This window comes from Treponema bryantii, assembly GCF_036492245.1.
In the GTDB taxonomy this organism is placed as follows: domain Bacteria; phylum Spirochaetota; class Spirochaetia; order Treponematales; family Treponemataceae; genus Treponema_D; species Treponema_D bryantii_C.
Genome location: NZ_AP025286.1, coordinates 246560 through 258697 on the forward strand (window position 1 = coordinate 246560; position 12138 = coordinate 258697).

Consider the following 12138-nt stretch of genomic DNA (forward strand, 5'->3'; position numbering starts at 1 on the left):
AATCATAATTATCAGATTTATCATTAACTAATTCAAAGTGACGTTCCTGTGAGATTGCAGACATTGAAAAGAAATCAGCCATATTTTTATAATAATCTTCTCACTTTTAAAAAGAAAGAATAAATCTATACAAATCTTTTATATTTCAATCTAGGAGAAAGCAATAATATGAAATTATATAGATCTTTCCGATGTTTTACATCGTGTAAAAAACTATGGTAAAATATCTTAGAAGAAAATATGTAAACGTCTGTACTAAGGCGCAAAGGAAAGAAAAATGAAAAATAAATTATTTATTATTTTATTTATCTGTATATTTGCTTTTGGATGCACAAAAAAAACTGAATCATCTAATATTCTTACAGAAGAAATAAAAGTTGAATCTAGTGATCAAGCTTCACAACAGTTTATAACCATTCCATCAAGAACAAGAAAATTAAAATATATTGATGATGATGGGGTTGTTTCACAGATAGTTTTTAATGGCCCAAAGACAGATGATGATACATCGGCAGTTTATGAATTTCAACAAAATGGAATTCCATTGATGAGAGGAAATCTTCGAATGACAAAAGATGAAATTCATCTGGAATATCCGGAGTACATTGCAGATGAATCTGATCCTGAATATATTTCAAAATGGCAGAAGATTCTTTTTCCCAATAAAGACAATTCTTTCTTAATATGGGAGCCAGAAGGTTTTGATTTAGAGGAACAAAAATCAGGAATATATGTAATAAATGGATTTTCTTTTATAGATGATAGCAGATCAAAGGCTCTAAATAATTTTAAAATAAATAATTACGATGTTACTTGTTCTCATATAAATATAACAGTTTCAGAAGAAACGTATTTTTTTGAAGCCCCGGATTCTTCAAGCAATAAAATATTTATAACAAAGAACCCAATCGCTGATTTTAGTTATTCAAATGATAGAAAAAATTTTAATCAGAAACTCAAAATTATAAATAAGAAGTTTTCTATTCCTGTTGCTGAAGGTGTGCGTCTTCAGACAAGGGCAACATATGTCGCAACGGATAAACAAGAGGAAGTCTGGTATTATGTAAGAATCGACAATCTTACTGATTCAAAATACGGGTGGATAAATAGAAAAGCAACAAGCAGGTTTGATAAAGAAGATGTATCAAAAAAACGCTTTGCATCATTTATAGATAAACTTGAAGAAGCAGGTGTAGTACAAATTGTTCAAGCTGATACAGATAATTTACCTGCTGAATTAGATTGTTTTGATATTGAACCGGATGCAGAATCTTATTTCTTTTATGATGATAATAATATATGGTTTGTAACTGGATATCTTGGTTTATATACAGTACTTCCAAGATCTTGTCTGGCAATAGATAAGGACGGTTACTTGAAATGTAAATACAATCAGTATTCTATGTTGTTCATAACAGGTGGAATTAATCAGGTCTTCAGGGATTTTAAAAACGATGGAGAAAACACTTATGATGATTCAGATAGAACTGAAGGTTTTCATAATGGAAATATTAAATCAATTTCAGCTTCATCTTCTTTTGAGGAAACAATAAAAGGACGCATAATAAAATATACTCCTGACAATTTAGGTAAAGCCTTTGAAGTAGGTTGTAGATGTCATCCATACTGGTGGAACTATAATCATATTCCATGGGTAGAAGGAGTTGATGGAAACGGTATTGGAGAATTCATTACAGTTGAATTTACAGAACCTGTAATTGAACTTGAACTGATTAATGGATACTCAGATATTAATAACATGAAGCTTTATAAAGAGAATGCCCGTGTAAAAACTTTTAAATTAGAAGATTTGGACAATGATATTACAAAATCGATTTCCTTTGATGATTATGTATATTTCAATAAAGTAATTCTTGAAAAACCAACAACAAAAATTCGACTTACAATTCAAGAAGTATATCCTGGAACAAAATACCAGGATACATGTTTTAGTTCAATTCTGGCAACTTCATACAAACGATACAATACTGACAAAAAGCAAAATGCAGAAACCTTAAAAAAGTTATATAAAAGATCGATGGAAGTAAGTCCTGAAGAATTTTTTAGAATCCAGACAAAACTTGGTTTCTAAGATTTTTTGTACAAGATTATGCAGCGTATCTGGAGTAAAAAATGGAAAAATACATTGGTTATACAATAAAAGAACAGATAAGCTACTTGCTTTGCTTGATTATTATGCCAGCTTTGTCTGTATTTGGATTTGTCGAAAAACTATATCCGGTTGTGGTTTCTATTCTTTTTCTTTGTGCAATTCTCTATGTAATAATAGAAAAAAGATATATCTGGTATAAATATAAAATAGATAATGATTCTCTGATTATAAAAAAATTATTTAGAACGCAAACATATTTATTTGATGAACTGGAGAAAGTGTTAGTATCAGAGAATGCAAGTAAGCCTGTATTTTCATTTAAATTTCCAAAAGAAACAATAAAAGTATTTCATGATAAAAATATAGCTCAACTCCTGGAATACTTTTTTAATAACAGCATTGAAAATATTTACAATAAGAAATTCCTGGAATTTGAAAACTCTAAACGATTTATTCATATTACAGAAAGACATAAAAACACTAAAAGAGATGTATTGTTTATATTTTTGGGTTCATCATTATGCTTTTTAGACCTTTATGTAGAAAGATCTAAAGGCTATTTTATTTATTTATTTCTGGGTATTACAGGTTTGTTAGCTACAATATCATTATTTGCTTTTATTTTGTCATTCAGAAGAATAAAGCATTCGGATCTTGAATATGAATACATAGATAAAGATGGTTTTCACTTTCTGAATCTTTATGTACCATTTTCTGAAATTACAGAAATTAAAAAATTGAGAAAAAGAACAGGGCTATCAAAGTTAAGACTAAAAACAAAAGACAATAAAGAATGGGAAATATCAGTAATCGACTTTGATGGTGATATTTTGTATGAAATGTATTTAGATAAAAAAATAACACGCAATATAACTGTGTAATTGTACAGATAATTTTAGGGGGTGTTACGGGGGCTGGCCCCCGTTAGAAGGGGTGGCGTAAGACCGCTTGCGGGCTGGAGACAGGGGAAGGCTTTCCCCTTCTTAAAAATAAAAAATCTCTTCAAACTTCTTATCCAGCGCAACGCATAAAATCAGGGCGAGCTTTGCGGTAGGGCAGAACTGGCCGGTTTCTATGGAGCTGATTGTGTTGCGCGAAACGCCTACCATTTCTGCGAGTGCATTCTGAGAAAGATTTTTTTCACTGCGGATTTCTTTAAGATGATTTTTTAAAACAAGTGTGTCATTCATTCTAAATCTCCTTAAAGACGGCCGGTCAGCTGCAGAATGAATACTACTGTCAGCAAAATAAAAATGGCAAGATAGCCGAGTGCAACAAAAAGTTCATGCAGTTTTTTCATCTTGAAAAACTTTACGCAAAAAGCAACTGTGAGCATACCGAAGAAAATCATCCAGCACTGAACGCTTACTCGCTTTGTGAATATCCAGCTGAGGATTGAAACAAAAGCACACAATCCGAATGAAGAAAAGAATGCTGCTGTGGCCGCTGTTTTCTGAACCTCTAAATCAAATACGTCTTTATCGTTGTTTTCTTTTCTGCTTTGTTCAAGGATTTCTTCTTTTGTCATTTTTTTTCGCTCCTTATTTATTTGTAATTTTATAGTTTAAAACCTTTTTAGGACAAGTCGAAATGCATTCTCCGCAGAAGATGCATTCGGCGTTGCGAAGCTCGTCACGCTTTACGTCGGCAACTAAATTTTTTACATCAAGACTCATTGGGCACATTTTGTTACAGGCACCGCAGCCAATGCAGTTCTCGCGCTTTGTTTTAATTTTCAGTTGTGGCAGATGAAGCAGACGTCCTGCCTTATACCCCATGATCATAAAGGGTGCCATCCAGCAGATGTAGTGGCAGTTAGCCCGTTTTCCGTGAATAATTACCGGAATCAAAAACAGAATTACAATTCCGTAATATATTACATAACTGTAAATGTTGGAAATTGAAATGCCATGATCAGTCATAAAAAAGGGCTGAATCGTATAGTCGCCTTTTCCCAGTACATTGCAGATAATCACTCCGGAAAGCCATAGTACCCAGATTCCGTATTTGAGATAATTGCGCCAGCCTTGCTTCGGACTTTTTGGAGAGAAGCATTCAAAGCATTCACTCAAACCTCCGGTAGGACAAAGGAAGCCGCACCATAATCTTCCAAAGAACATTCCAAGAATAAACATCAGGGTAAAAACAATAAAGCTTCCGTTTATGATATGCTGCATCGCTGCCATAATGATGAGGTAGGGTGAGAAATAATAAATCGTAATTGGAAAAAGCAGCATTGAGAATGTAATTAAGAATTTGCGGAATGTCTGTAATTTCATAAAATTCCTCCGAAAGTAGTTGCCAAGTATACTTTGCAACTAAGAGTGTTATAACATTGCCAAGTAAACTTGTCAAGATTAACCTTAAAACTTGACACCCTATTCAGTAGGGTGTATATTGTAACCATGACAAGAGAATTCATCATTACAAAAGAATTTGACCGCACCTGGAAAGAATTAGGTTTGAATGATGATGATTTGCGCGAATTGGAAATATATCTTTGCAAGAATCCAGATTGTGGAGATACTTTGGAAGGAACTGGCGGGATTAAGAAATTCCGATGGGCGTTGGAAGGTCGAGGAAAAAGCGGAGGTGCAAGAATTATATATTTGGACATAGTTTTTGCAGAGCATATTTATCTTCTAACAGCTTTTCCCAAAAATGAAAAAGCAAATCTTAGTAAAGCAGAACGAAATCAAATGAAAACCATAATAACAGCTATAAAAAATGCTGAGAAGGAGGCTCAAAATGGCAGAAAATAAAGTATTTGAAAGTATTATGAATGGTCTCTCAGAAAGTCTTGAGTATGCAAAAGGTGATACTTCGAAGGCAAGACGAATGAGTGTTACTGTTGCAGAACTTCCTCAGTATCATGATAAAGAAATAAAACAGATTCGCGAAGATTTAAATCTCACTCAGAAAAACTTTGCTTTTGTGCTTGGGGTTTCTCCTAAAACCGTTGAGGCCTGGGAATCAGGAAGAAATGTTCCTCAGGGAACAGCTCAAAGATTTTTGCAGGTCCTTAGAACAGGTGGAAAAAAATTACTTCAAGATTACAATGTTGTTACGGTAACTATGTAAAATATTTTTACAACTTTCAAAGTCCGCTGTATGTTTACGATTATCTGAAGAATGAAATCAAGACTGGGAAATTGCAATAAGCATTCACGGGAAATTATGAAGAAAATGAAAATCATAAAAATTTTATATCTAATTATAAATATTATAATTTCGTTTTTTACAGTTATTTTTTTACCATTGAATAATTTGACAACACTAATTATAAGATTTTCTTTTTCACAATTTGTACTTTATTATTTTGCGTTTAATTCTATTCTAGGAATTATATTAACAGTTAAAAATAAAAACCATAGCGAAAAGATTAAACTCAGGTGGTTTATTCCATCTGTAATTTTTTTATATATAGGTTTATTATATGTTCGTGCCGTATTTGAATTATTAAATTGGAATTTAGTAAGTATAGGCTCATTAATTCATGATATTTCACTAATTGTAATTTATGCAGGACATTTTTTTTATGTAAGAGAAATGATTCGTATTTACAATAAAGAAATTGTTGCCAAAGTTTATTTTAGTATTATGTATCCTATTTCTGTTGTAGTGCCTATGCTTGCTTGTTTTCTAGTCTTTATAAGGTAGAAGGGATTTAAATTTAAGGGGCGTTGCGGGGGTGTCCCCCGCTAGAAGGGGTGGCGAGCAACGAAGTGCGAGACAGGGGAAGGCTTTCCCCTCCTTGTAACCACTTTCTTATCTCTTTATAATTTACTTTATGAACACAAATCAGTTTGCACGAACCAGACTTACATTCGGAAAAGAGAATATGGAAAAACTCAACAATGCCCATGTGATTGTTTTTGGTATTGGCGGGGTAGGTAGCTATGTTGTTGAGGCTCTTGTTCGTTCCGGGATTGGCGCAATTGATATTGTTGATGATGATAAAATCTGTCTTTCGAATCTGAACCGTCAGCTTTTTGCGTTGCAGTCTACAATTGGCAGAGACAAGGTTGATGTCGCCGAAGAGCGTATTCATGACATTAACCCGGACTGTAAGGTTACTAAATGGAAGACCTTCTACATGCCCGACACTGCCGATCAGTTTGATTTTTCTCAGTATGATTATATTGTTGATTGTATTGATACTGTGACCGGGAAGCTTGAAATCATCACTCGTGCCAAGGCGCTTAAAAAGCCGGTTATCAGTTGTATGGGTGCTGGAAATAAGGTTGACCCGACTAAGCTCAAGGTTGCTGACATCACGCGCACTTCAGTTTGCCCGCTTGCCCGCGTTATGAGAAATGAACTTAAAAAGCGACGCATTAAACGGCTCAAGGTTGTGTTTTCAACTGAAACTGCAATTCCTCCGCAGGTCGATGAAGCTGATCCTGATTTTGAAGATACTTCTGGGAAAACGCCGGAGCGCCAGGGAACTCCAAAAAAACAGACTCCCGGCAGCAATGCTTTTGTGCCTTCGGTGGCAGGAATGATTATTGCGGCAGAGGTTGTAAAAGACCTCACTCAGTTCCATGTGACAGATTTGTTTAGGGAATAGAGAGACAGTTTAAGTTCAATTTTGTATATTTAAAAATGGAGTTATAATTATGAAAAAAATTATTGTATTATTCAGCCTTTTATTTTCGATTTTCTGCCTTTATGCAAACGATACTTATTTCTTTATGGCAGGCGGACAGCTTGTTCCTACCAAGGAAGGCAATGTTGATGTCGAAATGTCTGAGGAAATCATAAACATTGTATTAAATCCCAAAGATTACGAAATTACTGTTGATTTCTCTTTTTACAATACTGGGAAAGATATCAGTCTCGAAATCGGTTTTCCTTTTTTCTGTTTAGGAATTGGAGGAGAAGGAACAATTTCTGATTTCAAATGCTGGACTAATGATGTTGAAACCAGTTATACCGATTACCCAATTAAGAAGAACTGGAATTCAAATGAACCTACAGAACTTGAAAATGCATATGTAAGAACAATTAAGTTTCCTTCTAAGAAGACAACAAAAACCAGAATTTCATATAAAGCTACTTATGGTCGCGAAGCTCCATCTTACACTATAGCAAAGTATCTTTATGGTACCGGTTCCAGCTGGAAAAATGCGATTGGAAAGATGACAGTAAGAATCCAGAGTAATCTCATCTATTCTTCTCCAATTCAGCTTGCACTTCCAGAAGAAGGTTCAATGCAAAGAGTCAGTGATAATGTTTGGGAAGCTGTTTATACAAATATTGAACCGGATGAATACACAAAATGCATTACAATTGTGATGGGTAATATTTTTGGCGATACAGGTCCAAGAGTTCTGCAAAAAAATAGATTTGTTCCTTGCAACGTGAAGTTGACTAAACAGAGTTTATTCTGGTATACAAAGCCTCAGTTACGCTTGCTCAGAAACGCAATCTATGCTTTTAATGGCTATCCTTTTAAATCAAAAGATTTAATTGAATTGTTTGAAGTCGAATGTGCAGAATACGGATGGTTTGGCTTTAAGGAAATAGATGGAAAATATAAAGGTTATTACCCATTAGATAAAAACTTTTCAGAAGACAAATTATCAGACATTGAAAAGTACAATGTTAAACTGATTCTGGAAGAAGAAAAGAGCTTATAGTATATCGGATTCGTATTTATGCTTTATTCACAAGCGTAAAACTCTTTCCTGTTAGTTCACACAGCTTATAGAAATCAGTTACTGCAGTGAGCAGAATTGTAATCCAGTGTTTCTTATTCATATGCCAAGCGGGGAAGATTGATTTGTGGTCTATGAGATTCGGGATGGCATCCTGGTCGGCTTTCATGTTTACAACCCAGACGTTTTCATCGCCTGTGAGACCGAGCTGGCGGTATTTAATTCTCATAACAAGTGCAAACCATTTTTCATTCGGACAGCGGAAGACAAAAGAGTAGGGCGCATCATCCGGCCACGGGTAATCAGGCTCGGCTCCAAACTTTGATTTTATCCAGGCGATGTAATCATCTTTCAAATCATTTGTCTCAAAACACTTTGTCTTGATATCATTTATGATTTTCTGAACTTCTTCGCGAAGGGAAGCTACAAAGGCGCCGTGAGAAGGCATATCAAAAAGCGCATATTTTTCTCCGGTTGCAGAATCAAAAAGCTGGACGGTGAGTGTCTGTTCGGAAAGCACTAAAGTGATGTCGGCTTTGAATGTACCGTTGGAAACTGGCACTTCCATTTCATAACTGTTGTCATCGCTTGTTGTAAAGCCAGCCGCTTTCAGAGAGTCTTTCTTAATTTTTGCCGATCGGAAAATGTAGCTGTAGTCCATTTAATATTCAATCCACTGATGCATGCCAGGACCAAAGAACTCGCTTGGTCTTTCGATAAAGCCGAACTTTTTGTAAAAGCCCTGTTTGTTTTCGGCAGCCATCAGAGAAATCATAATTCTGTAGCCGGGTTTAAGAAGGCTTCGGATATATTCCATGATTGCTTCCATCAGTTTTCGGCCGAGCCCCTTTCCCTGATATTCGGGAGCAACAATCACATCTGCAATAAGAACAGAATATCCATGATCCCAGATTACTCGTCCCAGTGAGACCGCTTTATCATTATCTCTGAAACAAATTACATGAGAGTTTTGCAATCCACCTTCTGCCTGTTCAGCCGGAAACACACTCCAGCCGACAGCCTGTCGTAATCCTAAATATTCTTCTGTGGTAATTGTATTTGTGATTTTTATATCCATAGATTAATCCTTAATCTTTACGCAGCATTCAAAAACACAGCGGTCGCTTTCTTTGATGTGGATGTAAATCTTGCCGTGAACTTCCGGATCCTCTTTTTTGTAAACCTTAAGAATCTGGCCTTCTTTGCTTTCGCCGGTATAGTGAACTTCAAGATCTGTGATTTCGTGTGACTGCAAAAAATTATCTGAGAAAACACAAAGAGCGAACTTGATATATTCTATATTATTCATGTGATGAGACATATCAATCTGAGATGAACGAATCTGCTGCTCAAAGACAAACTCATCATCAGAAAAATCAGAAGGGAAACGTTCGAAAGGCTCGTTATAAACTGCCTCAGGGAAATTCTCTTTTGGATATGGAAGATTTGTGATTTTGAGCGGACGATGATTTTCGAGGCTCAAAACGCAGGCTTCCTGATTTGCAACAAGAAGAGTCTGGCCGTTCTTATCAACGAACTGCGTATTAACGTGAGTTCGCATTCCAAGATTATCAATAGGGAAGGTACGGGCTGTAATGATTTCACGCCAGTCAGGGCGACGTTCAAAATGAACTTTTGTTTTTGTGAACACCCAGAAGGCATTGAACTTTTCGCGGTAGATTACACCGTCGCAGTCCATTGCATTAAAACTCTCAGTAAGATTATCCTGTACAAGTAAAACAGACTGAGCCACTCCCATCCGAACTGATGAATCAATAAACGCAGAAGAAATCTCACGTTCAGTTTCAAAAATTAAACTATTATTCATATGACAATTGTAATATTTTTTTATGAAACATGATATATAGAACAGATCTATGTTATAATATTTTGTGAATGAGGAGTAAAAACATGGACACACGAAGAGACAAAACTAATTACTATCTTGATATTGCGGAGGAAGTTTCTAAACGGTGCACATGTTTGCGCAGACACTATGGTGCGTTAATCGTAAAGAATGATGAAATTGTTTCGACGGGTTATGTGGGTGCGCCAAGGGGACGGGCAAATTGTACGGACCTCGGTTATTGTATTCGGGCGAAGCTGAATATTCCGCGAGGCGAGCGTTACGAACTTTGCCGCAGTGTTCATGCAGAAGCTAATGCGATTATTTCGGCTCCTAGAGACAGAATGATTGACTCGACTTTGTATCTGACTGGTATTGAAGTAAGCGACAAATCTTATATCAAAAATGCAAACAGCTGTTCTATGTGTAAGCGAATGGTAATCAATGCTGGTATAAAAACTGTTGTAATTAGACTGAATCACGATGAATATAAAACTATTGAAGTTTCATCCTGGGTTGAAAATGATGAATCTATAGATGGAACTATGGGATACTAGTTTTCATTAAAGTACAACTGTAATCGAAAAGATTGATTTTTTCACAATAATCCTCATAATAGTGCGATATGAAACTTAAAGGCTTTTACTCATCACTTGTGGCAATCGCAATTCCAATTTCTCTTCAGGCGCTTTTACAGAACTTTGTAAACATGCTCGACACTGTTATGATCGGGCGGCTTGGAAGTGTTGAAATTGCAGCGGTAGGGCTGGGCAATCAGATCTTTTTTATTCTCAATATGATTCTTTTTGGAATTACTTCTGGCGGCGGAGTTTTTATCGCTCAGTTCTGGGGAAAGAAAGATATTAAGGGAATCAGAAAGTCATTAGGTTTGATGACTTTGATTGCGCTGTTTGTTTCTGTTGTTTTTACTATTCTTGGACTTTTTATTCCGTATAAACTGATTGGTATTTATTCTCCGGATCCTGAGGTTGTAAAAGTTGGCGGTGAATATCTTCGTCTGGCGTGTCTGTCTTACATTCCTACGGCTATCAGTTTTTCTATTACGCTGGCCTTGAGAAGTACAGAGCGTGTTAAACTACCGCTCGTTTGTACGTCAGTTTCTTTGTTTACAAATGCCGGTGCAAATTATGTTTTGATTTTTATTGCGCACCTTGGTGTTAAGGGTGCTGCAATTGCAACTGTGTTTGCTCGTGTTGTTGAACTTATAATTCTTGTAAGCTGGTCATATTCTCACAAATATGAAATCAGTGGTAAGCTCCGAGAACTTCTGGGCTTTGACTGGAGTTTTGTTTTCAAATATATAAAGATTGCTTTTCCTGTTATTATCAATGAAACTTTCTGGGGGCTTGGAACTTCTGTATACAACGGAATCTATGCGCATGCGGGAACAGATGCTTTCACTGCCTACAGTATTACGGGAACTATCAGTCAGCTGACATGGGTATTCTGTATGGGCTTTGGAAACGGAATGGGTGTTCTGATTGGAAAACGAATCGGTGAAAAGAAACTTGATGAAGCCCGCGCATATGCACTGCGTTCAATGTGGTTTATGCCTTTGATTGGGGCGGCCGTTGGAATCTTCCTGCTGCCACTTTCTAAATTACTGCCGTTCCTCTTCAATGTTGAACCTGAAATAATTAAGATGGCAACTCAGATTCTTATGATTCTGATTCTGCTTTATCCGTTCAATTCTTTCTGTATGGATTGGATTGTCGGTGTGTGCAGGGCAGGCGGAGATACTGTTTTCTCTGCGGTCGGTGAACTGGTTGTTCTATGGGGTGTTGCGATTCCTTTGGGATATGTAGCAGCCTTTGTGCTCCATCTTCCAGCTCCAATGATATTCTTATTCCTTTCAAGCGAATCGATTGTAAAGGCGATTATTGGCGTAATCAGAATATTAAGCGGAAAGTGGCTGCACGAGGTAACCTGATTAAGGCAGATTTTAAGATAACGGAAATCTATTTAATTCCAGGAACGGTGAGCACTGGTAAAAGCCGATGTCGTGGATTCTTGCTTCCAGTGGCAGGGTGATTTTTTCTGCGAGTTCAAGCGCTTTGGAAAACTGAGTTTGATTCAGGCCTGTGGCAAGGGTAGTGTGCGGGAACCAGATTTCCGGGACGTAATATCCGTTTTCGCCTGCTTCAAATTCCGGCAGGATTATCTTGTGAAGTTCATCATTTATTGTAGAAAGGAAGTCGTCTTTTGCAGGCTTGAGGAAAAGGACCTTGTTGTTGAAGTTTCCGATTTCTGTAAATCTCACTACGCCGGACTTTTGTGTTCTGGAAAACTCTTTAACAATCTGAATCAGCTTTTCTTCTGTTTCTTTAGTTCCGTGAAATGCGCCAATTGTCACATGAGGCGGAACCTTGTTTTTGATCATAAAATCATTGCCAGTCTGTTCTGCGATTGAGGACATTGTATTAAAAATGATTTCATTTACATCCTGAGTAAAATGAAGAGAAACTGCATATGTGATAAAAGGCTTTTCGTAACTCATG

General features: G+C 36.3%; 16 protein-coding genes. 9 read left to right on the plus strand and 7 right to left on the minus strand.

The window, feature by feature from the left end:
* The first annotated feature begins 277 nt into the window (after nt 1-277).
* The gene (locus AABJ44_RS01350; RefSeq protein ID WP_338370146.1) at nt 278-2092 is read left to right on the plus strand and encodes an NADase-type glycan-binding domain-containing protein; all 1815 of its coding nucleotides are present in this window, start codon (nt 278-280) and stop codon (nt 2090-2092) included.
* 41 nt (nt 2093-2133) lie between these two features.
* The gene (locus AABJ44_RS01355; RefSeq protein WP_338370147.1) at nt 2134-2994 is read left to right on the plus strand and encodes a hypothetical protein; all 861 of its coding nucleotides are present in this window, start codon (nt 2134-2136) and stop codon (nt 2992-2994) included.
* A 102-nt stretch (nt 2995-3096) separates the two neighbouring features.
* Here AABJ44_RS01355 and AABJ44_RS01360 read toward each other — a convergent pair whose 3' ends face one another.
* Genes AABJ44_RS01360 through AABJ44_RS01370 form a run of 3 tightly spaced genes read right to left on the minus strand, consistent with a single transcriptional unit; the run spans nt 3097 to nt 4392 of the window.
* Nucleotides 3097-3303 (minus strand): helix-turn-helix transcriptional regulator, encoded by a 207-nt coding sequence (locus tag AABJ44_RS01360; RefSeq protein ID WP_074641572.1) that lies wholly within the window; start codon nt 3301-3303, stop codon nt 3097-3099.
* Between the two features lie 11 nt (nt 3304-3314).
* A complete protein-coding gene (locus AABJ44_RS01365; protein WP_338370148.1) occupies nt 3315-3641 on the minus strand; it encodes a DUF6442 family protein in 327 nt (108 codons plus the stop codon).
* Nucleotides 3642-3654: 13 nt separating this feature from the next.
* Nucleotides 3655-4392: a 4Fe-4S binding protein gene (locus AABJ44_RS01370; RefSeq protein ID WP_338370149.1), complete on the minus strand. Its 738-nt coding sequence runs from the start codon at nt 4390-4392 to the stop codon at nt 3655-3657.
* A 126-nt stretch (nt 4393-4518) separates the two neighbouring features.
* Here AABJ44_RS01370 and AABJ44_RS01375 point away from each other — a divergent pair, with 126 nt between their 5' ends.
* From AABJ44_RS01375 to AABJ44_RS01395, 5 genes are all read left to right on the plus strand, one after another.
* Entirely contained in the window at nt 4519-4875 is a 357-nt protein-coding gene (locus AABJ44_RS01375; protein WP_338370150.1) for a type II toxin-antitoxin system RelE/ParE family toxin, read from the plus strand.
* Nucleotides 4862-5194, plus strand: coding sequence for a helix-turn-helix domain-containing protein (locus tag AABJ44_RS01380; RefSeq protein WP_338370151.1), 333 nt, complete (start codon nt 4862-4864; stop codon nt 5192-5194). Before AABJ44_RS01375 ends, AABJ44_RS01380 begins: the two co-directional genes overlap by 14 nt.
* 96 nt (nt 5195-5290) lie before the next feature.
* Entirely contained in the window at nt 5291-5773 is a 483-nt protein-coding gene (locus AABJ44_RS01385; protein ID WP_338370152.1) for a hypothetical protein, read from the plus strand.
* 130 nt (nt 5774-5903) lie between these two features.
* Complete coding sequence (locus AABJ44_RS01390; RefSeq protein ID WP_338370153.1) at nt 5904-6683, plus strand: tRNA threonylcarbamoyladenosine dehydratase; 780 nt, start codon at nt 5904-5906, stop codon at nt 6681-6683.
* A 49-nt stretch (nt 6684-6732) separates the two neighbouring features.
* Complete coding sequence (locus AABJ44_RS01395) at nt 6733-7755, plus strand: YARHG domain-containing protein (protein ID WP_338370154.1); 1023 nt, start codon at nt 6733-6735, stop codon at nt 7753-7755.
* A 16-nt stretch (nt 7756-7771) separates the two neighbouring features.
* Here the strand turns inward: AABJ44_RS01395 and AABJ44_RS01400 are convergent, their stop codons facing one another.
* From AABJ44_RS01400 to AABJ44_RS01410, 3 genes are read right to left on the minus strand one after another with little or no spacing between them, the layout of a single operon-like run.
* Nucleotides 7772-8434: an MmcQ/YjbR family DNA-binding protein gene (locus AABJ44_RS01400; protein ID WP_338370155.1), complete on the minus strand. Its 663-nt coding sequence runs from the start codon at nt 8432-8434 to the stop codon at nt 7772-7774.
* On the minus strand, nt 8435-8851 hold the full coding sequence (locus AABJ44_RS01405; RefSeq protein ID WP_338370156.1) for a GNAT family N-acetyltransferase: 417 nt from the start codon (nt 8849-8851) through the stop codon (nt 8435-8437).
* 3 nt (nt 8852-8854) lie between these two features.
* Complete coding sequence (locus AABJ44_RS01410; protein WP_338370157.1) at nt 8855-9601, minus strand: acyl-ACP thioesterase domain-containing protein; 747 nt, start codon at nt 9599-9601, stop codon at nt 8855-8857.
* A gap of 83 nt (nt 9602-9684) precedes the next feature.
* Between AABJ44_RS01410 and AABJ44_RS01415 the strand changes: the two genes are divergently transcribed.
* On the plus strand, nt 9685-10176 hold the full coding sequence (locus tag AABJ44_RS01415) for a deoxycytidylate deaminase (protein ID WP_338370158.1): 492 nt from the start codon (nt 9685-9687) through the stop codon (nt 10174-10176).
* Between the two features lie 68 nt (nt 10177-10244).
* Nucleotides 10245-11570 (plus strand): MATE family efflux transporter, encoded by a 1326-nt coding sequence (locus AABJ44_RS01420; protein WP_338370159.1) that lies wholly within the window; start codon nt 10245-10247, stop codon nt 11568-11570.
* Between the two features lie 12 nt (nt 11571-11582).
* Here the strand turns inward: AABJ44_RS01420 and AABJ44_RS01425 are convergent, their stop codons facing one another.
* On the minus strand, nt 11583-12137 hold the full coding sequence (locus tag AABJ44_RS01425; protein ID WP_338370160.1) for a 2'-5' RNA ligase family protein: 555 nt from the start codon (nt 12135-12137) through the stop codon (nt 11583-11585).
* Between the last annotated feature and the right edge of the window lies 1 nt (nt 12138).

Excerpts from the sequence above, each read along its gene's own strand:
- AABJ44_RS01350 (WP_338370146.1), top strand. The coding sequence starts at position 278 with ATGAAAAATAAATTATTTATTATTTTATTTATCTGTATATTTGCTTTT.
- AABJ44_RS01355 (WP_338370147.1), top strand. The coding sequence starts at position 2,134 with ATGGAAAAATACATTGGTTATACAATAAAAGAACAGATAAGCTACTTG.
- AABJ44_RS01360 (WP_074641572.1), bottom strand. The coding sequence starts at position 3,303 with ATGAATGACACACTTGTTTTAAAAAATCATCTTAAAGAAATCCGCAGT.
- AABJ44_RS01365 (WP_338370148.1), bottom strand. The coding sequence starts at position 3,641 with ATGACAAAAGAAGAAATCCTTGAACAAAGCAGAAAAGAAAACAACGAT.
- AABJ44_RS01370 (WP_338370149.1), bottom strand. The coding sequence starts at position 4,392 with ATGAAATTACAGACATTCCGCAAATTCTTAATTACATTCTCAATGCTG.
- AABJ44_RS01375 (WP_338370150.1), top strand. The coding sequence starts at position 4,519 with ATGACAAGAGAATTCATCATTACAAAAGAATTTGACCGCACCTGGAAA.
- AABJ44_RS01380 (WP_338370151.1), top strand. The coding sequence starts at position 4,862 with ATGGCAGAAAATAAAGTATTTGAAAGTATTATGAATGGTCTCTCAGAA.
- AABJ44_RS01385 (WP_338370152.1), top strand. The coding sequence starts at position 5,291 with ATGAAGAAAATGAAAATCATAAAAATTTTATATCTAATTATAAATATT.
- AABJ44_RS01390 (WP_338370153.1), top strand. The coding sequence starts at position 5,904 with ATGAACACAAATCAGTTTGCACGAACCAGACTTACATTCGGAAAAGAG.
- AABJ44_RS01395 (WP_338370154.1), top strand. The coding sequence starts at position 6,733 with ATGAAAAAAATTATTGTATTATTCAGCCTTTTATTTTCGATTTTCTGC.
- AABJ44_RS01400 (WP_338370155.1), bottom strand. The coding sequence starts at position 8,434 with ATGGACTACAGCTACATTTTCCGATCGGCAAAAATTAAGAAAGACTCT.
- AABJ44_RS01405 (WP_338370156.1), bottom strand. The coding sequence starts at position 8,851 with ATGGATATAAAAATCACAAATACAATTACCACAGAAGAATATTTAGGA.
- AABJ44_RS01410 (WP_338370157.1), bottom strand. The coding sequence starts at position 9,601 with ATGAATAATAGTTTAATTTTTGAAACTGAACGTGAGATTTCTTCTGCG.
- AABJ44_RS01415 (WP_338370158.1), top strand. The coding sequence starts at position 9,685 with ATGGACACACGAAGAGACAAAACTAATTACTATCTTGATATTGCGGAG.
- AABJ44_RS01420 (WP_338370159.1), top strand. The coding sequence starts at position 10,245 with ATGAAACTTAAAGGCTTTTACTCATCACTTGTGGCAATCGCAATTCCA.
- AABJ44_RS01425 (WP_338370160.1), bottom strand. The coding sequence starts at position 12,137 with ATGAGTTACGAAAAGCCTTTTATCACATATGCAGTTTCTCTTCATTTT.